The organism is Xenorhabdus ishibashii (assembly GCF_002632755.1).
GTDB lineage: Bacteria > Pseudomonadota > Gammaproteobacteria > Enterobacterales > Enterobacteriaceae > Xenorhabdus > Xenorhabdus ishibashii.
The window spans coordinates 212,732-237,697 of record NZ_NJAK01000002.1; the positions used below are offsets into that span (position 1 = coordinate 212,732).

Below are 24,966 nucleotides of genomic sequence, written 5' to 3' on the forward strand. Positions count from 1 at the left end.
ATCATCACCTGTGGAAAAAATAATTTTTTTGTATTAACGTCTGGCTTGCGTAAAATCTTAGCCATTCAATATAATATTTTAATAAAAATGAAATTGAATTAAGAATATATTGATACAATACGCATTGATGGTGTTATTTGGTTACAAATATATGGAATAGGATTATGACATGAGTGAATGGTCATTAATTGCATTTACAATGATAGCACAAAGCTCGGTGGGACTTGTATTAATGAGCGGGCTTTATACATACTGGATTAAACATGAATCAAACATATGGCAACATTCAGTAACCATTTTGGTGCAAAAAATATTATTAAGGACATTGTTAGTCAGTAGCGCATTAGCAGGGATAGGACTAGTTGCTTCTTTGAACATTATAGAACGATTTAATGTCTATCACGCATTGCAGAACGTAATACATAAATGGGTAAGAATAGAAACAATTTTTGCGGTCATCTACTTTGGTTTATTGGTCTTATATATACTTTTATCTGTGATTACAAAGCGCGCATATATTTATATTATGCTGGTAATTGGGGTTATTGGTTTAATTGACCTTTACTATATGGCAATTATTTATGTTAATAGTGCCATGATCACTTGGGCAAACATGAATACCTACTTTTTATTTTATAGCGCAGTATTTACATTAGGGCCTGCATTGGCGTTGTCATTTATTTCCTACCCCTTAGGAAAATATCTTCGAGGAAGATTATCCACCAAATTAGTAATGGCAGCTTTGCTGGTTGTTTTCATAAGTGTCACCATGCGACTGATTGAGCAACCTGCTTATATGGAATGGTTATCAGAAATTACAATCGTTAATGATAATGTTATTTTTCCACTTCAAGCTGAATTTAAAATCAAAAGCGCCTTTGGGTTAAGAATGATTTCATGGTGTCTGTATATTATTGCAATGGTCATCTGGACTTTTTCCTTATGGAAGGAAAAGTGTAATGCATTGATTGGTAACGATTATTTTATTCTTATCGGAGCGGCCATCATGTTTGTTGCTGAATTGATCAATCAATATACATTTTTTATTATGTGAAACGTATGATAGGTCATTCACACTGTCTCAATTGATTATCCCATTTTTCACTCTTCTTTCGATATAACGGAAACTGTGACAACGTAACGGTTTCCGTTATGCGCTAAAGTAACCATATTTATAATTTCAAAAGAAATATTTTCATATGAATATTATAAGGTGTTATTTTCATTTTTTTGTGGTGGCGCACAAATTTAAAATTAATTATTAACTTACAATTAATATTATAAGAATTATTTTTCATATCTATATAAAATAGATTTATTCGGCATAATATTGCAGATTGCTTTTTATGCAACCGCAATGATCGAAAATTAAACAGTGTATTTTCAGTTAGTTATTGTGGGGGTTTTACTATCTCCGCAAGACATTTTCCGTTAAAACAGAAAATAAAAACAAATATATTAAATATTTTATAAAAATTTAATATAAGACAAGGCAAAAAGAATCAATTAAAAGGTTATATGATTATGACTAAACAATTTCATCCTAATTTAAATGTAGATGCATTGTTTTTGGGACCAAAATCAGAAAACGCTGTTTTTTTTAGGGAGATGATGGATTATGCAGTAAGCGAACATTTGCATTGGCGTTCAGGTTTTCACCCCGAAGATTCAACCTTGACCACATCCGTTGATCGCTATGAACATGACTATAGAGAAACGCTTTATTGTACAGAAGGGATCTTAAATCAGCTATCAGCAAAACTGAAAAACACGTCTATTCCTTTCTTTTCCCCCCGTTACCAAGGCCATATCAGCAGTGATACCTTGATGGTTTCTAATCTTGCCTACGTTATGGCCATGATGTACAACCCGAATAACTGTAGTTATGAAGCATCCCCGACAACAACTGAATTAGAGCTTGAATCAGGATTAGATCTTTGCCGCATGTTTGGCTATAACCCTCAGCAATCCTGGGGACATATTACGTCTGGTGGTACAGTTGCTAACTATGAGGGGTTGTGGGTAGCCAGGAATTTAAAAACGTTGTCTTTTGCGATATCTCAACATTCTAAAGCAAAAGATCTCATCGACCATAAGACATCTCGGCAATTGAAAAATATGCCAACCACTGAACTTTTGGATTTGATTACCGAATTGCAAAAACGTGGACTCTTTGAAGAAATTCGCGAGATGACATGTCGTGGTACTGGTGTTAAAGCGGAAATTCTAGGCAAACTACTGGTTCCTCAATCCAAGCACTATTCCTGGATGAAAGCCGCAGATATTTTCGGTATTGGTCAAGAAAACATTATCTCATTACCTGTAAATGAGAATTATCAAACTGATATTGCCCAAATGCGGAAAATCACCTTTGAATTAATTGAACAAGGTGAGCCAATCCTGGCAATGATTGCTGTAGTGGGAACGACTGAAGTTGGAGCCATTGATCGGATTGATGAAATTATTGCGTTGAGGAAAGAGTGTGAGGAACGTTATGGTGAGTCATTCTATATTCACGTGGATGCCGCTTATGCGGGATATGCATGTTCCATGCTCCTGAATGAGCAGGGAGAATTTGTAGAATATGATGAACTAGCCAGTTATCACCGTTCAGTGGGGATCATGCCGGAAAATATTAGTTGGCCAAAACCTGAAGTTTACCAGAGCTTCAAGGCATTGAAAGAAGTTGACTCGATTACTGTGGATCCGCATAAAGTTGGCTTCATTCAATATGCAGCGGGCGCTATTTGCATGAAAGATAAACGCATTCTCAAATTAATCTCTTCGCATGCAGCATATGTATTTGAAGATAATGATGATAAAACAAATACCATCAATCGGGGAATTCTTGGTTCATCCATCATGGAAGGTTCAAAATCGGGAGCAACGGCAGCGGCACTTTGGGCTGCACATCGTCTGCTACCTTTGAATATTAATGGATATGGAAAAATAATTGCTGCTGGCATTGTTACAGCACAAAGACTGTTAAATAAATTGGCAAACCTGTCGCCAATAGAAATCGGTAAACATCGATTTGAAGTGCATACCTTTCCATCTCCTGATTTTCATATGATAAATTTTACGTTCAAAGAAATTGGTAATGAAAGTCTGAACAATCATAATGCGCTCAACAAACGTTTATATGAGCTTTGCTCATACTCTACAGGGCGTGCTTATACCAACGATTTTCTCACATCATCAACCATATTAGATTATAAAGAATATGGTGATACACCATGGCACTATGCAGAGAGGTGTGGTTTTAGTCGTAGTGAATGGGAGAAAGTTCGCAATATCTATGTGCTGCGAGCAGCGGTAATGACTTATTGTTTACGCAATGAAGAGCATTTTGAAGAATTCTGGCAACAGCTTCAAGCTATCTTTGTTAAAAAACTAATCCAGATTGTGGATGAAGAAGAGAAAAAAGCTATATTAAGGTTATCTCTGGATACATCATTTATTGGTTAATAAATATAAGATTAAATATTAACCAGTACTATTTAACTAATTGAAAATAATTTTTTAATTCCCAAAAAGAGCTTGCATTTACCTAAGCTCTTTTTTATTTCAGACATTTCTCTTTTATTTCTCATAAGATATCCGATTGGCTATTTATTTTCCTAATACAATCAATAAAAAATCATTACCCTATAATTATATGAAAAATAAAGAAATATAAAAAAATAAACAATCAATATACATAATAATGTGATTATAATCACAAAATAAAAACATTTTAAATGCGAACTGAAGTTATTGATGTTTAAATCAAAAAATTATTACTGTATTAAATTAACATGTAATGAGACTATAAGTTTAACTTTTAAACATTAAACATGGTTATTTTTATTAATATTTTTATGAATAATTATAAATTAATTAAGTACAACTGATATATAGAGTTAATAAGAAGCATTATTAAATATTAATGAAGATTGATGTAATTAAAAAATGAACACATAAGACATTTGGTATTATTAAAAACAATAACAGCAAGATAAGGTGTTTAACAATGCTTATCATTATTGTTTTCGGTTATTTTGATAAAAAGCATGTCTGTCAAATTGTTTGATTGTTTTAATAAACAAGGAGTTGTGTAAATAAAAAGATAAAACCACCAGTGTTCACCAATGGCTGACAATGTTCAATTAAATAAATGTTTTTATGGGGATAATAATTATATGTCACTTATAATTGAGCCTATTAAAGGAAGTTTTGGTGCTTATATAACCTGCCAAAATGTTTCATTTTTATCATCAGAAGAATATAAAAAAATAAAATTATACTTATCAAATTATGCTCTGTTAATTTTCAAGAATCAAAAGATGGATGATGAAGTATTGGTAAATTTTGCAAAACAAATAGGAAGCGGAAAACTCGAAGAACCAGCCAGAAAAATTTCGTTATCAGACAACCGAAAATATGTCGCTTATTTGACTAATCTTCGTGATAGTCATGGCGAGCTATTGGGTTTTGCCGGAAATGATACCGATTATTGGCATTCTGATCAGGAATTTAGGATTAACCCTGCTTCAGTTAGCATCTTATATGGTGAGGTCGTGCAATTTAGCGGTGGTAATACATCTTTCGCTTCAACATCAGTAAATCATCTCGCTTTTACCCCTGATGAAGTGTCAGTACTGAGTAACTTATATTCTACTCGTCAGCCTGCTTCTTCACATGACAATGTACCCCATATTACCGTTGCCCATCCTGTCATTCTTGAAAATGTGCAAACGAAAAAACGTTATGTTTATGTCAGTGAAAATACTATCGCATTTTTCCGCGATGAAGAAGTTTTACCAAACTCTGACATCCTCAAAAAATCCATTTTAGATAAGATTTTATCACCAGAAAATATTTATTCACATCAATGGGAAGAAGGTGATTTGTTGCTATATGACAATAGCCAGCTTTTACACCGCCGTGAATGTTTTACCGGAAATAGATTTATCAAGGGATTAAAAATATATCCTGATGCATCGTACCAACCTGAAATACCGGGTTGGATTGTTGGGGGAAATTGATATGAACCTTACTAAAGAACAAGAGAAATCTATTACTCAATTGGTCAGAAACAGTAATAGAAAATATACTCAAGGGCGCGAGCTAAGTCCGGCTGAACCTATGTTAATCAGAGCGGGAATCGCTGGTGATTTGCCATTTAATAGCTTAACTACGGATGTGGTAACTGGTTGTTTGCCAGAAAGTATGGCTTGTTATGGAATGTGTTTTTCCGCCATTTCGAGCTGGGAAAATGGTATCGACTTTGGTAAACGAGTCAATAATTATTTGGATGAAGATATCTTCTCCTGTGATCTAAGAGCATTACCTGATTCGCAAAAATACATCAGATGTGGATGGAATAGTGATCCTTCGTGGAATTGGCCATTATCGACACGAATGGCTGAATTAGCACGGAAAGAAGGGGTGTTAATGATCTTTATCACCAAATCCTTTAAAAAAATGACTGATGAGATTGCACAACGTCTAGTTGCTGTTAAGGCCGAGATGAGAGTTTCTGTCAGTGCGCTAGATACCAATGAGCAATTACAGAAACGACTCGACTTTATTGAATATTATCGCAATACAGGCGGGATAGTTATTCCAATTGTATTAACAGCATTTTTTAAAGATCTCACACTAATGGAACGACAGAAAAATATTGTCGATTGGATGGTCATTCATGACTATCCAGCCGCTGAAAACAGCCTGAGATTTCCAGAGGATGCTAAAATTTCTGAGCTTATTGAGCCTAGTATGGTCAGGCCATTGGATAAAGGAGACCAATTTTGGAGTGGACGTTTATACCCAGATCAACTCGTCTTTCCTACCACAACTACTGTCCCGGAGGACTATCGAGGGATTAATAGTAGTTATCTTTCCGAACTGGATATAGATGAAATTCATCAATTATTTCTTGATCCGGTTAAAACACATCAAGAGGTCATGCAATCTAATTTGCCACTGTCTAGTCCCAAAATGTGCGGAGTCTCTGATACGCATCGTCGTGCTAAAAAACATTGAGAAGGTGTAAAAATGAAAATCAGCGAAATAGTAGAGTCAGAAAATGGCTCCAAGAAATATTTGCTATCAGCAAATGACTTCGATTTAAGAAAAAGTGTTGAATCAACTTTCTTTATTCATACAGATCAACATTTGCCTTATCTCTGTATATCTAGTCAATACGGTTGTGCTGTTGGTTGTGTGTTTTGTGAAACAGGTAGGCAACAACCGCTGGGAAATATGACAACAGAACAAATAGTAGATCAGGTTTTGTTATGTAATGAACATTTATTGCATTCAGGTGCTTTAGGTGATAACCAAAGGCTTAACACGATATTATTTGCTGGAATGGGTGAGCCAATGTTGAATTTAAAAGAGATCAACGGCGCAATAAGCGAGTTCAAAAAACAAACATTAGCAAATAGGGTGACACTGACAACAGTGGGTATTCGTCACGCTGGAGATAAAATTTATGATCTTCCGCTTGATATGATTTCTATTTCTCTTCATGCCACGACAGACGAACAACGCAATATGCTGATCCCATCAAAAGCGAAATTTGGTATCAAAGATCTTCTTGGTCATTTTTCAGAGTATCATCACCGTACAGGTGTTCCTGTTATTGTTAATTATCTAATGTTAAAAGGAATAAATGATTCCCAAGAGGATTTAGCACGATTAAAAGATTTAGTGGACAAAGACACGTTCATTATCAAGTTAAAGTACTTAAATGAAGTTAGTGATATCAATGGAATAACATTGAATCCTTCAGACAAGATGCCGTCTTTTGCCAAAGCACTTATCGAAGCAGGTTTTCAGTGCATATCAGATAAAAGTGATGGCACAGAAATTTTCGGGGGTTGCGGACAACTAAAATCTCAGGTTAGAGATATTCGCAATAAATATCGAATTATGTAATGTGCCATTATTACGTCATAATCTGTATCAGTTTGAGTTTATAGGATGGACGCTCCACATCAAATATCAATTTCGCCTAAAATGGTGATATTTGTTAACGGCAGGAGCGTCCGTCGCAATAAGTTAATAATTTCGTCTTTGCTTCATTTTATCCCTGTCCATATCGTCCAGAAATCTTTCTCAGCAATATCCGTTTCAGTACCCAGCAATTTTTCAATGTGCCTGATTAGATGAGCTATTTTTTCATCACTTAATTCATGCAAAATAGATCGGCCCTTGCGCGCCTGAAAATCTGCCGCTAACTGTAAAAAATTTTTATAGGTAGTGCGTTTTTCCAAAAGAGAAAATACCTTCACTTGTTTAAAACCAACAGATTGTAATCCACCGATCACTTCAACATTGTCTGGCCTGCGTTGATTTTCAAAATCTTGTAGGTGAGGATAAAGATCAAAGATATAACCACGAATATGTTCAGGTGATCCAGGGCGTTGGATATCTTGCAACGTTCTGTCCTGCAAAATATACATTCCACCAGAGCGTAATAAGCGATAGGCTTCAGCAAAACAAGTATTCCTATTTTCTTGACTGATATGATGGATAAGTGCTCTTTCAAAGATAATATCCTGACTGTTATCAGGTAAACCAGTGCAAAGAGCATCACCTTGTTTGAAAACGATATTTAGCAAACCTTGAGTATTTTCCGCTGCATCAGCCAGCATCTGCTGAGAAAAGTCAACGCAAGTCACCTTTCTGGCTCCCATTTTCAGCCATGCCAAAGAATAAATACCTCCACCACAACCAATATCCGCGATCTCCTTATCGCGTGGATCCACCAGCTTCTGCATTAAATCGAACCATTCTTGTTGGGCTTCACGACCAAGGTAAGTGTGTCTATTTTCTTGGGCATTAAAATTGATTGGCATAATAGTTATCCCTTATGATTGTTTTTATTGAATTTCTGTAACTTATTAATTGGTAATAGGGATTACACCTAAAGAAACACCTAATCCCATTAAAATGATGCCAATGATACGATTGAGTATGGTTTGCTTTTCCAACATTGTGGCTCTAAGTTTATGGTGAGAAAAGAAAGTTGCTACTCCAATAAACCAAATAAGATGCATAAGAGACATAAAGATCCCATAACCAATTTGTAATTCAATATCAGTTGATGGTGAAACAATTTGAGTAAATATACTGACAACAAAAAGTGTGGTTTTTGGATTTAATACATTAGTTAGAAAACCCGTTCTAAAAGAAGCCATTGAGATATCTTTGCTTGAGTTAACATCAATATAAACTTCTGTTTTTGATATGAGAGTTTTGTAGCCAATATAGATCAGGTAAACCGCCCCTGCAATTTTTATAGTAAGCAAGATGCTGGGGGAGTGAGCAATCAAAATACCAATACCCAGAATGGAATAAGCAACATGCACCAAGACTCCTGACGCTATCCCGAACGCCGCTATTATGCCCACTCGTCGGCCATAAAGATAACTGTTACGAGTAATCATCGCAAAATCAGCTCCAGGACTGATAACAGCAAGAATGGTAATAACGGCTATAGTAATTAACTCTGTCATTATGTCCTCTAATCATCACTTGTCATATTTTACTAACTTATTCTGTTGATTTTTTTGACTAAAGAATAACGATTAATTTACGCTAGAATGATTGAGAAAAAATCAACGATAATACGCAGAACTACTCAGAAAGGAGAGTAATGAAAAATCTTCCTTCATTAAATGCACTACGGGTATTTGAAACAGCAGCCCGTTACCAAAATTTAGTCAAAGCGTCGGAAGAATTATTCGTAACACAGGGCGCTGTAAGTCGTCAGATCCGACAATTAGAAACGGCTTTAGGGGTAATATTGTTTGAACGGAGAAATAGGGGGATCTTTTTAACGCCGGCAGGAGAAAAACTCAAACAAGCTTGCCAACAAGCATTTGGATTACTGACATTGACAATTGATGATCTTCAACAAACTTCACAATTAACACCATTAGTTGTTTCATGTGAACCCACGATTATGATGAAATGGCTCATTCCCAAGCTAATGGAATTTAAAGCAAATAATCCTGATATCGAAATTCATTTAGTCTCTGGCGGTGGCAATATCGATTTTTCACGCAGTTCAGTAAATTTAGCCATTCGTCGCAATGATTTTCTTTGGGATAAAAGCTACGTTGCTGAACAATTGGCAAGAGAATGGATAGGCCCGATTTGTTTACCTAACGCAGAGGATCATGTTATCACACACCAGCCACTTACTATATTACATACCCGTACTCGTCCTGAAGCATGGAATGATTGGATGTCAGGCGTTAAGCAAATTATCCAAAAACAGCATGAGCTCTGGTTTGAACACTTTTATATTCTATTGGAAGCTGTGATGGCTGGACATGGAATTGGAATAAGCTCCATCTATATGATTGAACAAGAATTAAGTGATAAGAGAATAAAGGCACCTTATGGTTTTATTCCAGATGGATCTGCCTATTATCTGATATCACCAGAAATTTTCGAAGCCAATGCACCACAAACTATCTTTCTTGAATGGTTAAAAAAAGCATTCCATGAAACCCAAACCCGACTTGTTGTTAGTGTCTCTGGTTAGCCTATTTAGTCAAGGCAATAAAGCTAAAGGCTACCATATCCACCTGATTTATTGACGGTTTTTGTGTTGAGGCGCTTTAATTAGGTGACACTGTCACCAATAAATCTTTTAGTGTTAGCCCAATTGCCACGATAAAACAGCTTCCCAGCATCATCATAGTTATCGCAGTGCCGTATTGTGATAACAACATATAGCTAAATCATATCAATATGACATAATATCTAAACCTAAGATGACAAGGCATAAAATGAGATGGGCTACAGTTTAGATTTTCGAAAGAGAGTATTGGCATACAAAGACAAGCATTCGTTGACTTTTGAACAAACGAGTGCACATTTTGAAGTCTCCATGCGCACCTTGTTCCGGTGGTGCAATCAGATAGAACCTTGCATGACCCGCAATAAACCTGCCACGAAAATCCCTGATGCAGTGCTCATGGCGGATGTCCAACACTTTCCCGATGACTATCAATGGGAAAGAGCAAAACGTTTAGGTGTCTCACAATCGGCTATTCATTATGCCTTGAAACGGCTTCGGATCACCCATAAAAAAAACGTTAAAACACCCTCGCGCTGATCTTCAGGCTCGTCAGGCATTTATCGAGCGCATCAGCGACTATGAGCGGGCTGGCAGGCCGATTGTGTATTTGGATGAAAGTGGTTTTGCTCAGGCGATGCCACGTCAACATGGCTATTCGGAAAAAGGGTTACGCTGTTTTGGTTCGCATGACTGGCACGCAAAAGGCCGTATCAACGTCATTGGTGCCATTCTCGAAAATACCTTCGTCACCTTAAGCTTGTTTACCGAGAATATTAATGCCGATGTTTTTTATGCGTGGATGACACAAGATTTGCTGCCAAAGCTTCCACACGGCGCCGTGATAGTGATGGACAATGCATCTTTCCATAAACGGAATGATACGGCACAAGCGATAGCAGACAGCAGATGTCAACTGGAATGGCTTCCCGCTTATAGTCCGGATTTGAACCCAATAGAACACAAATGGGGCGGAGCAAAAGTGATCAGGAGGCAAAAAAGATGTTCGGTTGATGAGTTGTTTACGGAGCATATTGAATATGTCAGGTTATGATGATTCTGCTATAGTAATTATTGGAAGTAAAAACAAAATGGTTAGATTGTTCAAACTTTCTGAGATAGCTAATATTTGACCTTTATACTGCTTTGCCCGATTTGCCAAAATCGAAGTGCTTACCGGAGCAGCAAAGCCAAGTGTAGATCCCCATAACATCAGACAAGCCAGGCTAAAAAGCAAAGACAGGGGCAATAGCATAAATGCAGAACAGGTAATGAAAAGTAAAACTATTACCAACAAAAGTGCACATTCAGCTCTGATATTCAGGTACTTCATAAGACTTACGGATAGATTACCCAAACCAAGCCCGATACCAAATGCAGAAACAGAGATACCAACCGCCCCTGTTCCCAAATCGTAATGATGTCTTAAAACCTCTCCAGTTAATATAAAAGCAGATACTGCTGTACCATTCCAAAATCCTTTTGCCACAAGAGGGCGAATTAAGTTCCTCTGGTATCTAAATTGAAATATTGCCCTTTGGTGAACTGCTTTTAGGTTATAAATCTGATTTGAAAAGTATTTTCTACTTAAAAATTTTTTGCTTAAAAAATAGAGCAGAAGACAGCCTGTTGCATTCACTAAAAATGGCATCTGCCAATAAAATAACTCTGTTAAAACACCGGCAAAAATAGGACCTCCTGAAATTCCGGCTGTCATACCAAGCATGACAATTCCCATCGCCACTGCCTGTTTATTCGGTGGGAATAGTTCTGCGGCCAGCGCAAAAATGGTCGGAATCAAAGCGGCAGAAGCAATACCACCAAAAATACGTAACCCAATTGCAATCTCCAAGTTGGGGGCTATCGTTAATGCTAGTCCATCAAGGGACAGAAATAGCAAGGATACCAGCAGTAATTTGCGCCGATTTATCCGATCGGACAACCAGCCAAAAATCGGTGCTGCCAGTGCATAGGCAAGGGCATAACCAGAGACCAGCCAAGTGGTTTTGTCTGTTGTTGTTCTAAACGCATCAGCCAAGGGCTTGAGCATAGGGGACAACATAAATTCTGTCGCACCAATGAAAAATACAATAAGTGAAAATATAAGTAATATCATAGATAGAAGAGTACGTGGTGGCATATTTAAGCCTCCTTAGATATAAGAAGTGGGGTTGGTATTTGATAAAAGTAAGGATTATTAGATATGGCAATTGATCTGCTCTATCAGGATCAGGACAGCAACTTAGCTAAGTTTTATGATCAGTCAGAAGAAATGATTTTTATCGTAAGCAAAAATCAATGAAAATATGAAGGAAAACTCACTGCTAGTCATTGCCAACAGTGAGTTTCGGTTATCGAAAAAATAGTTAATTTTTTATTAACTAAAATTTCCAATTGGCGTTCAGGAATACACTATTATCCTTATGGTTGTCTGATAAAACACCGCTATATCCCAATGATAGTGTAGTATTTTTATTAATTTCCAATTGCGTACCTGCCTTAACGACAGCAGAATCCTGTGCGGCTGAAACACTGTTGACAGTAAACGTGGTATCGCTATTACTAAAACTTAATTTAGTGTCACGATCTACATTGCCAAACTGATGTTGCCAACCCAGTTCACCATATGCTCCTACAGTGATTTCATTTTCGGTCTGCCATTTTTGATCGACACGTAAACCTAATGTGGAAAAGGTTACATTTTTCGATTGTTTCTTACCGTTCAGTGCAGCAGCACCGCCATGTTCATTAATGCCTTCATTACGGAAATTAACATAAGATAGGTTGGCGAATGGTTCCAAATTCAGCCAAGAAGTATTTATTCCGTAAGCTGCCTCAGTAAACAATTGACCGGTCTGAGCACCATATTTCGCTTTCAGATTGTCAGATTGATGACCAAAAGCAACCGAACGTTTGGTATCAAAACGATGCCAACTGTAAGTAGTTCCGGCACGCAATGCCAAAGCATCAATCTGTTTGCTGCCATATAGAGCCAAATGAAAATTGTTACTGCGTGCTGAAGTATTATATCCACCATTCAAAGAAGAGCGGGTATATCCGGTAGCGACACCAAATCGCCAATCATCACTCAATTCTTTATCCACTCCTAATAACACGCCATAGTTGGATACACGATAACCATTGGCTTCACTATTACCATTGGCACGTTGCCAGTTACCTATTATTTGTCCCCAAGAGCCGTTTTTATCCGCTTTGATATCCTGTTCAATGGTTCCACCATGAGCCTGACGCAAACGGGTGTTCAGAGTATCGCGCATATAGCGGCTATTATTGATTTGTGCCGCAGCAATATCAGCATGGATCTGCCCGGAAGAAAGTTGCCGAAATGCTTGACGCGCTTGCGCCGCTGTATCAAACATCAAGATACTTTCATAAACCGGATGGCCAAAACTCAGATTATCAGCGGCACTAGCAACCGCACGTTCATTAGCAGTCATTCCTAAACTGGCAAATGTGGTGGAATTACGTTTTATATCCAACATCACTCGATTAGTTTGGTAACTAAGCTCAGTGCCAACGAACAAATAGTTTGGCACCACGGTTGCAAACTTGCCGTTGATACCAAGGTTTGCTTGCAGAATATTATATTGCTGCCCAAGCAAACTACGAACTTCCTGCTGCGATAACAAGTTACTACTATTTTCCAGAGTGACTTGCACTTCACCGCCTTTCAACGTTGCTAAGCCATTGCTGATAATACGATCACTATGACCCAGGCTATTTGGTACAACTTCTACCAGATAGCGCGAACCAGCTTGGAAAGTAACATCACGATCAACTTTCAGCGTACCGCCAGAACTTAGGCCAGAGTTGGTACTTAAGCTTCCGGGTGCAATATTGGCGCCGGAATTGGCTAATAGTGAACCGACTGTACCATCTCCTCCCAACATTGCGCCATTTTTCACAGTAACATCCGAAGCTATGGAGCCGCTAACCAGTAAACGGCCTTGTTCCACCATAGTTGGCCCTTTATAGGTGCTATTTTTACCGGCAAGTTCGAGTGTTCCGTTACCGATTTTCGTTAATCCGCCGTGACCGGAAATATCATTACCCCAACTGTCATAGGCGCATTCAATACCATTGCAGACTCGTTCTACAGTCGTGCCTTTCTCAACTATGCCGCCAATACCTGGAATATTGGCGATAAATTGAATTTCAGAATAAGAGCCAGGAATATAGAATTTCTTGGGAATATCCTTTTCTGTGATGAACATCCTTGGACCATCAATAGCATCTTTCAGGCTCAGCATTCCCCACCCATACATGTCATCCAAACCTGGTTCACCTAAATCAGTTGCCGTGGTTTTGAGGACATCAGCGATTTGTCCAGCAGTCATGTAGGGAAAACGTTGCATTAAGACAGCAGCGGCTCCAGCCACATGTGGCGATGCCATTGATGTCCCTGTGTAGGCATCGTAGGTAGGATCAATGGTAATTTCACCATCTTGGAAAGCATCTTCGTCGATTTTTCCATTCACCTTGGAAACGAATTTTCCCGTACTACTGTAAATTTTTGTTCCTGGTGCGGACAAACAGTAACTGGCAGTATAATCACAACGCGTTGATGAAACGTTAATTTCGTTTTCTCTGGTCAGGTTGGCAACACTGAGGTAGTTTTTCAATGCATCAGGGAAGAAGTAGGGCATACCCGCATGTAACCAAGTGACGTTATAGTTATTTGCATTTCCCGCGGCAAAAACAACTAATTTTCCATGACGCGCTGCACGCAATAGGCCTGCAGTTCTCGTTATATAGTCATCGAGTTCTGGAATTGGAGAGCGGCTTAACCGATCCAAATCATCCTTAATCGGTGTGACATAATTAATGAGATCTTGCAGTTTGACTGAGTAGTACTTGACTGTCCCATTTTCCCATCGTTTAGGTTTGCCGTTTTCATCAGTTTCATAGCGAGGGCGAACTCCCCAACTGTTATTAATGACACGTACATTGCTTTGGATCATGGCTTCTGTGCGGTTATAGGAATTTTGCAAATATTTTCCGGTAACCAAACCCGCATCAAACGCCACACCGTGCATTTCCTTGCCGTCTCGGTTTGCTGCAATGATCCCAGAAACATGGTTACCATGAGCTCCAAAACTGATAATCCCAGTGTCGGGGTCTTTATCGTAATTCCAGGTATCTTCTGGGCTTAGAATTTTCAGTTTGCCTGCAAATTCAGGATGATTGGTAACGGCTTCATCCAATACACCAACATTAATACCTTTTCCTGTGTAACCACGAGCATAAGCATAATGGGCACCAATAGCGGCCAATCCCCACTGATGATTAAATTCATCTGATAACCAACTATTTGGTGAGTTTTTCTTACCTTGTTCCTGATATTCAGTAGCGGCCATTGAAACATTAACAGGTAATAATCCAAAAAATAATGTTATCCACAGAAAAATCGGTCGTGCCGAATTGTTTTTTTTCATAATAGAGATTCCATTTTTCAAAAAGTGGCAACTTTCAATTCGCTGTCTGGAACGTCGCTCCTTGAAAAGTCCTTATTAATAAAACCGATGACAATAATTAAGATGTAACAAGTAGGCTATGGTGAGATGAGCTATTTTGAATTATCTACAATATAGACCATAAATATCTTCTGCCTACAAATTGCTATAGCATAATAATTAAACGCAAAATGCAAGCTGGAAATTAACTTTATTGCAACTTTCTTGCAACAATAAAGATCATGCAAATAACATTATTCTGTTTAAAATTCCTTTGAAGTGGCATAATTTTGGTGTGATATGAATTAATTGAATGTTATTAGTTTGTGGTTTTTGTATGAATTGCGATAAGCATCTCGCCCCCAATTATAGTTTGCCTTTTGTTAACGTGAGAGCCGCAGGTATGCATCAGGGGTAATTGCAACTGTGCAACAAATTGGAACCGCTATTACATCGAAAGTAGAGTAAATCACGAGGATATCAAAAGTGATCAGACCATTTACAAAAGCAGATATGGATACGGTTTTATCTATTTGGTTGGAAGCCTCCATTAAAGCCCACGGTTTTGTGGGGGCTGAATTTTGGCAATCGCAAGTCAAAAACATGAGGAATATCTATATTCCGACTTCAGAAGTGTATGTTTATGTGCAAAATTCTAATATTGTCGGTTTTTATGCACTTCACGAAAATAACTTGGCCGCAGTTTTTGTATCACCAGATAAACAGGGGCAGGGAATTGGCAAGGCATTAGTGGATGATGCTAAAAACCGAAGAACTGAACTCACGTTATCGGTTTATCGGCAAAACCAAGCAAGTTACGAATTCTACTTATCGCAAGGGTTTTATGTTGTTAGCGAAGAAATAGATGAACACACTGGATGCCAAGAATATTTTATGTGCTTACAAAGGTAGATGGCACATTTATATTGTGAAAACGTCACCTAATTGCGAAGTGGAAATTTGTTAAGAGTTGACCTCTTAATCAAATCGGATGAAATAAGATCGAACATTGGCCTGTTATTAAACAAAAATGCCAAAAATACGGTGTACTGTGTTTTTATACAGTCATCATTCGGTATGTAGATGTTTAAGTGTTCGTTTTACGCTCGGCTCAAATTTTTGAGCCGATCTTTATGCATAAGGAACTGAATATTGTTTACTTACATCCCATACAGATAATTTTTGCTTTCTTCACCAACATCTTCACGAACTTGCTCCAATGCTTTAGCATAAAACTTAAGTAGTTTCAGCGTATAGTTAATACGGCTTTCAAATACCTCATCGTTACAAATTAGCTCGTTTGAAATTAAATTTTCACTTTGACGGAAAATTAAATGGTCAGGTAAAAAACAAACATGATTATTTTTAAAACCTGTCATCCGTAATTCGCAAAGAGGATAAACACCATTAATTCCACTTGATACACTCGCCAATAATGCTGGTTTATGGCCTAATTCTGCTATAGAACAATGTAACAGAAGGTTCTTCAACGCCGGAGTTGACATTCCATGCCATTCTGGAGTAATAAAAATAAATGCCTTACTCTCTCTTAAATGTTGTGCAATCGGCTGCCAGGGATGAGATTCCGCTGATATATCTGTTGTATAACCGTCATGTAATGGCAATTCTACACTGGAGAGATCCAAAAGTTCTATTTCAGTAAACCCATATTCACTACTTAATTTCTGCAAATAGTGAGCTACACGTTGGCTGAGAGAATCTGGGCGTTGACTGCCTGAAATTATAGTAAGTTTCATTGATTTTCCTGTTATTTTTAATAGCTAATTAAACTGTAGTGTTATGGTTTTTTCTTATCTGATTTCGGGGAATCGAAAGCCAAACAGCGATAATGATTGTGCATGACCCTAATATTTGTAGTAAGGAAAACGTTTGTTTTAGAAATAAATACCCTAAAATACAAGCAGATAGAGCGCTGAGGAATCCCAGAAAAGAGATTGTCACAACAGGTAACTTTTCAATGCCTCGAAACCAGATAATATAAGAAAATACAGCACCAATTATGCATAAATAGCTGTAACCAAGAATATTAGTTACAGTAAGATGTTGTGGTAAACCTTCTATGGAAATAGTAACAGGCAATAACATTAATCCTCCAAGAGTTAATTGCCAGCCGGTGAAACTTAGTAATGATAAGTTGCTGGGGCGATTCCAATATTTGGTAAGCACAATCCCTAAAGCCATACAACCGCATCCTGCGAAGCCCGCAATAACACCTTGCCAATTTAGACTGGTAGTTGAGTTCAATACTAATAAACTGATCCCGATAATTCCCAATATCGCCGAAATAATGTGTTTTATTGTGAGAGAGGTTTTCAATATACAAGTGCTTAACAATATAACAATTATAGGCTGGCAAGCCATGATCAATGATGCCGTTCCACCTGGGAGATATCCCGCTGTAACTTCTGCCATGTCAAAAACCTTATAACTAATTAATTTTATTTGATATTTACCTTGTTAATCACTCTTTATAATTATTTTCGTATTGAAAATATCATCAAAAAACTATCTTTACGTAAAGATAGTTTAAAATAATAGCCTAATTGATTTTTATCAAGTATCTTTTTGTCGAAATAAAAATGGATAGGGAAAAAGTATGAAGTACGATCACGTTGACCGATTAATGATACAGTGGGAACAACAGCGCCCAGACCTTGATCCGTCGTCGATGGGCGTCATTGGACGGTTATGCCGTATAAATAAAATTATTGAACAACGCTTGCAACAGGCTTTCAAAGAACACGGCTTAAGCGCTATAGAATTTGATATCCTTGCGACACTACGGCGTAATAATATACCTATTACGCCTACTGAACTATATCAATCCGTTATGCTAACTTCCGGAGCAATGAGTACTCGTATTGAACATATGGTACAGCGAGGATTGATTGGACGTATTGCTAACGAGGAAGACCGGCGTAGTTGCAAGATTTTTCTGACCCCAGAAGGGAAGACATTGATAGACAAAGCTGTGGAAAGCCATTTGGAGAACCAAAAAGCAATTCTTAAGCCATTGACAGAAACTCAACAAGAGCAACTTGCAACGCTTTTACGACATTGGTTGCTGGATAATGAGCCAACCCCAAAAGACTCGCCCTGATGTAAATCAGGGCGAGAGAGGCCTAAGAATAGAAAATATTAGAATTTAACATTCATTCTTGCCCAATAAGTACGTCCAGGCTCGTTTACTGCCGTGTTACCGGAATAGCCAAAGCCTTGATTTCCTGCCAGATTAAGGTGTTCGCTATAGGTTTTATCAAAAATGTTGTCAATACCAGCACTAATTTGAATGTTTTTTGCCACCTGATAGGTTGCATGTGCAGATAGAATGGCGAAGCCTTTGCTACGATCAAAGTCTTTGCCTACAACGTTACCTTCATTGATTGCCACTCGGTGTTGGCTATTCACCAGGCGCAGCAAACCATTGCTAGTCCAGTCGCCATGTTCCCAAGTCAAGCCGAAACGGGCTTCCAAAGGTGGGATCTGCGGCAAGGGACGATGGCTAGTGATATTTTGTGCCCAAGAATACGCCAGGCTGGCATCAGTTTTCCAATTTTCGTTAAACTTATAAGCAACCCCCGTTTCTCCGCCCATCGTGGTGGCATTTACATTGCGAGCCAGGGAGTTCTTGTTGTTATAATCGAACAGGATAAAATCATTCACCTTACCCACATACGCTGATATCCAACCTTTCAGGCGGTTATCATTGTATTGCGCACCGATATCCAACTGGGTTGTTTTTTCAGATTTTATACCAGTGAAGGCACTTTCACCCGCTTTACCCGAAAACAGCTCCCAGTAATCAGGAAAACGCTCGGTATATCCAATACCAGCATACAGCATCACAGGCGTCTCTTTCAGTTTATGTTCAAACCGAATAAAGCCCGCTGGCAGAGTCTCTTTACGTTCTTGTTGGGTGGAGTATTTATATACCGTCGCATGATCCAAACGCGCACCACTGATAACTTTGTTCTGTTCAGTTGCATCCCAGGTTAATTCGCCAAAAATACCGTAATCACGGAAACGGGCGTTTTTCATCCACCCATTTCTTTCAGATTCGACCATTTTACGATTGGTATTAGTACGGTGAATATTGGTTTGCATATCCACACCGCTCTGTAACTTGAAATCTTCCCACATCCAAGTTCCCATCATACGACCACCCATTGTCAGGCGATCGGGTTCTGAGGCCATTTTCATTTTTGAATGACGCATGGAATAGTTATCCATAACATGGTCGGTGTAATTGTAATAGAAATTAGATTCGAATTTATCAAACACCTCACCAATGTTAGTTTTTTCAAAACGCACACCAAGACTTTTTCGCTTGAATTGAGAACCATCCATTCCTCGTGTGGCGTAACGTGCCTCACCATCACCTTGTCCAGCGTTTAATTCCAGTAACGTATCGTCATCAGGTGTCCAACCTAAAGCGATATCGGTATTCCATTTATCCCAGCGAGAAGGAACGTGATTACCATCACCATCTTTATAATCATTGGAACGAGATTTGTTTCCAATCAAACGGATATAACCTAGTTCATTACCAATACTGAGATCAGCATTACCATCCCAGCGACGATTAGAACCAACAACTGTGCTGACATTACCTTGAGCACCAAATTGTTCAAACTGAGGACGAACACGCTCGAAACGAATAGTTCCCGCCGAATTACCCGAACCCCAGAGTACGGTTTGTGGGCCTTTGACTAAACTCAAAACGTCATAACTTTCTGGTGAAATATAAGAACTTGGCGCATCCATACGGCCACCGCAAGAGCCCAATATTTCACTGTCATCAATTAACATTCTCAGACGAGAACCAAACATGCCACGGAATACCGGATCACCATTAGTGCCACCGTTACGGATCTGTGAAAACCCAGGAATGGTTTTCAGGTAATCAGAACCATCACTGGCAGGTACGGGTTGGCGAGGTTTTTTTAGTGAAGAGGTTACCTCAAGTGGTGAAATTGCTGGTGCAGTTACAGTGATCACAGCTTCATCGTGATCATCAGCAATGCGAGTTTCTTTGGTATGTTGTTCCATATTGGCAGCCCAAGCAATGGTTGGCATAGTGAACGCGATAGCCAAAGCTGCAGTCAGTGGCGATATATGAAATAATTGTGTAGCAGACATAAAAAATTCCTTAATTAGTAACTTGCCGTACAAACTACATAAGGCAAGGAAAATAAAATGGTTTATTTCAAAAAAGACTAATTAAGGGGTGGGGCGCGTGGTTGTGATTCACCGTAAAAGAGCCGAATAACTGGGCCACAGAAGCTCGATGCTGGTGGCGTTCGGGATACTACTAGTGTTCGTAGAATGAAGGGAACAAAACCACCAGCTAATAATGGCAGATTAATCAGAAGCTGGCAGTAACCACAAGCGATATCATCCATCAATCCCATATGTACATGATCCATACCATGATGATTCATCGTATGTATCGATTGCATATCGGACACGGACATGCGGTGATTTGTCCCGCTTTTTATTCCTTCACGGTGTTGCGCCAGTGTTTTTGATACCACTGGTGCAATGAACAACATCAAAATCGCCAGTAAGGCGGAGATGGCAGGTGTTCGACTTTGTGAGAGGCGAAAAAGCGATAACAAGCTAATGATCCGGATCAGTTTTTACGATTGAGGGCTAATTTTACTGCATTTTAAATGGAGGTTGTTGAAATATTTTGGGATACTAACTTATTCTGTGGTGCTATCCTAATTGCCCAAACCCACATAAAGAGCATCAGCAAAATAATAATATGAAAAAAAATAAAGTCATGAACTTAATTGAAAACAAATATCCAAAATCAGGTCATTGGGTATTTGGTGATTCTCCTTCCATGTATAATGAACTGGCTAAGTTGGTTGCCAAGGGTATAAAAACAGCAACAACTTGCTCGTTTCACTCTTATGAGTCGGACGATAACAAAATTACAATTGGTAATCACTATATTGTCTTCGACGGTAAAGAAAATCCAGTTTGTATTATCAGAATAACTGCCATGCACTTGATGCAATTTTCTGAAATGACTGAAGAACTGGCATGGAAAGAAGGTGAGGGAGATAGAAGCTTGTTTCATTGGCAAGTAGAACATCAACGTTTTTTTGAGGGGATAAAGGAGTTTTCACCAGATATGGAAATTGTTGTGATCGAATTTAAGGTAATTGAAAACATCGTCGAAAACATTCCCTTATAGATATCGTCTTACCTATTATTGCCGCAACATTGCGGCTTTAAATTTATAAAAAAATCATTGAAGAAATTATGTCTACAGATAGTAGATGAAAGTATCCTTCTGTTCTTATTGGAAGTTTGTCATCATATTGCTTACCTCTTTTTGCTTACTTCTTTAAAGTTGAATAGATTCCATTATGCAAAATAAAAGTTCTATCCTGTTGTTAGCCTTGTCAATTGCGGTTTTTGGGGTTATTACTACCGAAATAGCCGTTATTGGATTGCTACCACAACTTGAAGCACAATTGCATGTGACGCCAACTCAGGTTGGTTTTCTGGTAAGTATTTATGCCATTGTGGTCGCTGTAACGGGACCATTTTTTACTCTGATGCTCTCTGGATATAACAAGAAATACGTTCTTCTTATTATTCTCTTTATATTTATCGTTTCTAACCTAATATATGCTACAACAGATATCTTTAATTTGATGCTGTTATTCAGAATTCTTCCAGGTTTGGTGCATGCAGTTTTCTTTGCTATTGCTCTTGTGATTGCAGCAAATGCCGTTCCTAAAGAAAAAAGTGCAGGGGCAATAGCAACAGTTTTTGCTGGAGTCACGGTGGGAATGGTGTTAGGAATGCCTATGAGTTCATTTATAGCAGAGCACCTCTCACTTAGCGCAGCGTTTTATTTTGGCGCGATTACTTGTGCTCTGGCTTTTATTGGTATTCTATTATTTGTTCCTTCTCTTCCCGCTATAAAACGTGGTATTAGTATTGAACAATTACGTGTGTTGCGTAAAGGAAAGTTATGGCTGACAATTTCTACCGTGATATTGATTTTTTCCGCGATGTTTTCAAGTTTCAGCTACATAGCTGATTATCTGGCAAAAGTTACTCATTTTAATAAGAATTCTATCGGTATAATTTTAATACTATTTGGTATTTGTGGATTTATAGGCAACTTTGTTTTTAGCAATTTGCTACAAAAAAATGTGATGATGACAACTTATGCCTATCCTATTTTATTAATTATTCTCTATATCCAAATCTGGTATTTAGGATACTTACCGATAGTAATGTGTATATTAACAGTTTTCTGGGGTGGGCTGCATTCTGCTGGGCTGATGGTCAGTCAGACATGGCTTCTGCGGGAAGCAAATGAAGCTCCTGAATTTGCTAACAGCCTTTATATTTCTTTTTCGAATCTGGGCATTACCATTGGATCTGTAGCTGGCGGATGGTTTCTTGCACAATTCGGAGTGCACGCGATTTTCTTGAGCAGCATCCTCTTTTCCTTAATGGCTTTTTTCAGTATTTACATTAAAAATTAATTCAATAAGCCGCTTTCCGCCATTTCAACCAAAATATCTACAACATAGCGTATTTTGGGTAACAACTGACGGTTTTGCGGCCATAACGCGTTAATTGGGATTTCTATACCTGAATATTCGGGTAATACCTCTCTGAGTTCGCCACTTTCAAGGTATTTTCCCACCATCCATAATGGAAGTTGTGCAAAACCACACCCTGCCAGAACAGCCTCAAACATTGCATCTCCATCAGCAAATTCATAAGTCGCTGGTGGAGTATAACGTTTTACCTTACCGTTCTTTTCCTTCAATAACCAAGATATTGGCTGGTTCCTACGAAATCCCACGATACAACGATGTTGGCTTAATTCTTCGGGAATTTTAGGTTCATTGTTAAGAGATAAATACTCTGGCGCTGCACAAATAACGAGTTTTTGGGTCGTTAATCTACGGGCAACCAGACCACTACTGTCAGAAAGTTCACCAATACGTACAGTAAGATCAATGCCTTCCTCAATTAAATCAACGAAGCGTTCACTGAATGAAACAGTCAATGATAATTCAGGATAATCATGGGTAATTTTCAAAAGCGCAGGAAGTATCCTCTGACGACCAAAAGCGGCTGGTAAATCAATGCGGAGTCGTCCTGAAGGATGGGTAATATGTGAAGTAAGTTTAGATTCAGCCTGTTCAAGAATATCAATAGCGTTTTGGCAATTTATCAGGAAGGCTTCTCCATCAGGTGTCAAACTCAAACTTCGTGTTGAACGTTGAAAAAGCTTAATTCCTAAGCGATCTTCAAGTCGCCCAACACTTTTACCTACAGCAGATTTTGTCAAACCAAGGCGTTCTGCCGCAGCAGTAAAACTCCCTAGTTGTGCTGTTGTAACAAACGCTGTTATCCCACTAAAATGATCCATTCTACGCATAATCAGGAATATTTGTTCAGCTAATGTATTAATTAAAAACTCAGCCTATATTATCTATAACTGGGGTCAAGTGATTCATATTAAAGATCAATAAATTAACATGCAAGGGTAGGGAATATATGCAACGCATAATAATTTTATTATGCGATTGTTTCTATATTTAATTTTTCTTCATGGTAAACATTATTTCATTCAGTATCGTAGGGAATGATGATAATAAGTTCAGGTATCTGATTAATACCGTTAACCCACGAATTTTATTTCGGCTCTCCTTTACAAAAAGACATAATAAGTGGTTTGATGGGAATTAATTTTTCAGGCATTAAAAAATAGGAAATATTATGATCGATAATAGTATTAGAACCGATCTTTTCTCACCTACCAAATTAGGAGAAATTGAACTTTCCAATCGTATTGTTATGGCACCTTTAACACGTGGTCGCACGAATGAGGAGGGAGTTCCAAATGAGCTAAATGTTACATATTATGTTCAGCGTGTGAGTGCCGGTTTAATCATTTCAGAAGCAACCAATATTTCAGCACAGGGACGCGGTTATGCTATGACGCCTGGTATTTGGACAGACGCTCAGGTGGCAGGGTGGAAAAAAGTCACGGATGCGATTCATGTTGCTGGTGGCAAGATTGTCATGCAATTGTGGCATGTCGGTCGCTTCTCACACATTGAACTTCAACCAAATAGAGAAGCGCCGGTAGCGCCATCTGTGATTGAAACAGACGGTAATGTTTTTACCAAGCGTGGTATAGAGAAAGCCTCCATACCACGTGCACTTGGAACCAACGAAATCCCCGATATTATCGAACAGTATAGACATGCAGCAGAATGTGCTAAACGTGCAGGATTCGATGGGATAGAAATTCATGCTGCTAACAATTATCTCCTGGAACAGTTTCTGCGTGATTCAACTAACCACCGCACTGATCAATACGGTGGTTCAATTGAAAACCGAGCCAGATTGATTCTTGAAGTTGTTGATGCTGTAACCCATATTTGGGGTGGTGGTCGAGTTGGTATTAGATTGTCGCCAGTGACAACAGAAGTAGGAAACACTCCACTTGATAGTAATGTGATGACGACATATCGCTATCTGATTCAGCAACTCAATAAATTCAAACTGGCTTATCTCCATTTCGTTGAAGGAACAACGGGAAAAAATCGTGATATTCCTGAGGGTATTGATCTGGATGCACTCAGATCATTGTTCGACGGAGCTTATATCGGTAATAACAATTATGACCTTGAAATGGCGATTTCCCGTCGCGCGGAAGGTAAAGTGAATGCAATTGCCTTTGGGCGTCCGTTTATTTCTAATCCTGATTTGGTAGAGCGTTTGAGATACGGTATTGAATTGGTTGATGCAAATAATGATGCCTATTACGGTAATGGAGCAAAAGGATATACCGACTGGTTGAAGGCAAATTATTAATTTTATAGGTAGCTAAGCTGG

22 protein-coding genes are annotated in these 24,966 nt (G+C 38.4%); 13 read left to right on the forward strand and 9 right to left on the reverse strand.

Annotated features, from left to right (window positions below; translation table 11 throughout):
- The first annotated feature begins 169 nt into the window (after window positions 1–169).
- The 5 genes from Xish_RS16590 (at window position 170) to Xish_RS16610 (ending at window position 6,924) form a co-directional block, all read left to right on the forward strand.
- Window positions 170–1,054: a dimethyl sulfoxide reductase anchor subunit family protein gene (locus tag Xish_RS16590; RefSeq protein WP_099118935.1), complete on the forward strand. Its 885-nt coding sequence runs from the start codon at window positions 170–172 to the stop codon at window positions 1,052–1,054.
- Between the two features lie 470 nt (window positions 1,055–1,524).
- Window positions 1,525–3,468 (forward strand): pyridoxal phosphate-dependent decarboxylase family protein, encoded by a 1,944-nt coding sequence (locus Xish_RS16595; RefSeq protein WP_099118936.1) that lies wholly within the window; start codon window positions 1,525–1,527, stop codon window positions 3,466–3,468.
- Window positions 3,469–4,130: 662 nt separating this feature from the next.
- Window positions 4,131–5,027 (forward strand): TauD/TfdA dioxygenase family protein, encoded by an 897-nt coding sequence (locus tag Xish_RS16600; protein WP_244186191.1) that lies wholly within the window; start codon window positions 4,131–4,133, stop codon window positions 5,025–5,027.
- Window positions 4,978–6,027: a hypothetical protein gene (locus Xish_RS16605; protein WP_244186193.1), complete on the forward strand. Its 1,050-nt coding sequence runs from the start codon at window positions 4,978–4,980 to the stop codon at window positions 6,025–6,027. Before Xish_RS16600 ends, Xish_RS16605 begins: the two co-directional genes overlap by 50 nt.
- A gap of 12 nt (window positions 6,028–6,039) precedes the next feature.
- Entirely contained in the window at window positions 6,040–6,924 is an 885-nt protein-coding gene (locus Xish_RS16610) for a radical SAM protein (RefSeq protein WP_099118939.1), read from the forward strand.
- Window positions 6,925–7,067: 143 nt separating this feature from the next.
- Here the strand turns inward: Xish_RS16610 and Xish_RS16615 are convergent, their stop codons facing one another.
- Window positions 7,068–7,847 (reverse strand): class I SAM-dependent methyltransferase, encoded by a 780-nt coding sequence (locus Xish_RS16615; protein ID WP_099118940.1) that lies wholly within the window; start codon window positions 7,845–7,847, stop codon window positions 7,068–7,070.
- A gap of 45 nt (window positions 7,848–7,892) precedes the next feature.
- Complete coding sequence (locus Xish_RS16620) at window positions 7,893–8,507, reverse strand: LysE family translocator (protein WP_099118941.1); 615 nt, start codon at window positions 8,505–8,507, stop codon at window positions 7,893–7,895.
- A 140-nt stretch (window positions 8,508–8,647) separates the two neighbouring features.
- On the opposite strand from Xish_RS16620, the gene Xish_RS16625 reads away from it, so the two are divergent.
- The 3 genes from Xish_RS16625 to Xish_RS16635 all read left to right on the forward strand — a co-directional run bounded on the left by Xish_RS16625 (window position 8,648) and on the right by Xish_RS16635 (window position 10,634).
- Complete coding sequence (locus tag Xish_RS16625) at window positions 8,648–9,544, forward strand: LysR family transcriptional regulator (protein ID WP_099118942.1); 897 nt, start codon at window positions 8,648–8,650, stop codon at window positions 9,542–9,544.
- A gap of 252 nt (window positions 9,545–9,796) precedes the next feature.
- Entirely contained in the window at window positions 9,797–10,120 is a 324-nt protein-coding gene (locus Xish_RS16630; protein ID WP_099116405.1) for an IS630 transposase-related protein, read from the forward strand.
- A 22-nt stretch (window positions 10,121–10,142) separates the two neighbouring features.
- Window positions 10,143–10,634, forward strand: a complete 492-nt coding sequence (locus tag Xish_RS16635) for an IS630 family transposase (RefSeq protein ID WP_244186220.1) — start codon at window positions 10,143–10,145, stop codon at window positions 10,632–10,634.
- On the opposite strand, the gene Xish_RS16640 is transcribed toward Xish_RS16635, so the two are convergent.
- Complete coding sequence (locus Xish_RS16640; protein WP_099118943.1) at window positions 10,629–11,720, reverse strand: MFS transporter; 1,092 nt, start codon at window positions 11,718–11,720, stop codon at window positions 10,629–10,631. The genes Xish_RS16635 and Xish_RS16640 overlap by 6 nt on opposite strands.
- A 241-nt stretch (window positions 11,721–11,961) precedes the next feature.
- On the reverse strand, window positions 11,962–15,036 hold the full coding sequence (locus Xish_RS16645) for an autotransporter domain-containing protein (RefSeq protein ID WP_099118944.1): 3,075 nt from the start codon (window positions 15,034–15,036) through the stop codon (window positions 11,962–11,964).
- Window positions 15,037–15,540: 504 nt separating this feature from the next.
- Between Xish_RS16645 and Xish_RS16650 the strand changes: the two genes are divergently transcribed.
- Entirely contained in the window at window positions 15,541–15,966 is a 426-nt protein-coding gene (locus tag Xish_RS16650) for an N-acetyltransferase (protein WP_208614862.1), read from the forward strand.
- A 248-nt stretch (window positions 15,967–16,214) separates the two neighbouring features.
- Here Xish_RS16650 and Xish_RS16655 read toward each other — a convergent pair whose 3' ends face one another.
- Window positions 16,215–16,811 (reverse strand): NADPH-dependent FMN reductase, encoded by a 597-nt coding sequence (locus tag Xish_RS16655; RefSeq protein WP_099118945.1) that lies wholly within the window; start codon window positions 16,809–16,811, stop codon window positions 16,215–16,217.
- Between the two features lie 28 nt (window positions 16,812–16,839).
- Window positions 16,840–17,487, reverse strand: a complete 648-nt coding sequence (locus Xish_RS16660) for an EamA family transporter (RefSeq protein ID WP_099118946.1) — start codon at window positions 17,485–17,487, stop codon at window positions 16,840–16,842.
- Between the two features lie 184 nt (window positions 17,488–17,671).
- On the opposite strand from Xish_RS16660, the gene Xish_RS16665 reads away from it, so the two are divergent.
- Window positions 17,672–18,175: a MarR family winged helix-turn-helix transcriptional regulator gene (locus Xish_RS16665; RefSeq protein WP_099118947.1), complete on the forward strand. Its 504-nt coding sequence runs from the start codon at window positions 17,672–17,674 to the stop codon at window positions 18,173–18,175.
- A 38-nt stretch (window positions 18,176–18,213) separates the two neighbouring features.
- Here the strand turns inward: Xish_RS16665 and Xish_RS16670 are convergent, their stop codons facing one another.
- Together Xish_RS16670 and Xish_RS16675 are read right to left on the reverse strand one after the other, a co-directional pair.
- On the reverse strand, window positions 18,214–20,214 hold the full coding sequence (locus tag Xish_RS16670) for a TonB-dependent copper receptor (protein WP_099118948.1): 2,001 nt from the start codon (window positions 20,212–20,214) through the stop codon (window positions 18,214–18,216).
- 77 nt (window positions 20,215–20,291) lie between these two features.
- Window positions 20,292–20,693 carry a DUF2946 domain-containing protein gene (locus Xish_RS16675; RefSeq protein WP_099118949.1) on the reverse strand — a complete coding sequence of 134 codons (402 nt, stop codon included), beginning with the start codon at window positions 20,691–20,693 and terminating at the stop codon, window positions 20,292–20,294.
- Window positions 20,694–20,842: 149 nt separating this feature from the next.
- On the opposite strand from Xish_RS16675, the gene Xish_RS16680 reads away from it, so the two are divergent.
- Entirely contained in the window at window positions 20,843–21,280 is a 438-nt protein-coding gene (locus Xish_RS16680; RefSeq protein WP_244186197.1) for an ASCH domain-containing protein, read from the forward strand.
- A 175-nt stretch (window positions 21,281–21,455) separates the two neighbouring features.
- A complete protein-coding gene (locus tag Xish_RS16685; protein ID WP_099118950.1) occupies window positions 21,456–22,592 on the forward strand; it encodes an MFS transporter in 1,137 nt (378 codons plus the stop codon).
- Here the strand turns inward: Xish_RS16685 and Xish_RS16690 are convergent.
- Window positions 22,589–23,500, reverse strand: coding sequence for a LysR family transcriptional regulator (locus tag Xish_RS16690; protein WP_099118951.1), 912 nt, complete (start codon window positions 23,498–23,500; stop codon window positions 22,589–22,591). The two genes, Xish_RS16685 and Xish_RS16690, sit on opposite strands and share 4 nt — an antisense overlap.
- Window positions 23,501–23,841: 341 nt before the next feature.
- On the opposite strand from Xish_RS16690, the gene Xish_RS16695 reads away from it, so the two are divergent.
- Window positions 23,842–24,945, forward strand: coding sequence for an alkene reductase (locus Xish_RS16695; RefSeq protein WP_099118952.1), 1,104 nt, complete (start codon window positions 23,842–23,844; stop codon window positions 24,943–24,945).
- Window positions 24,946–24,966: the final 21 nt, after the last annotated feature.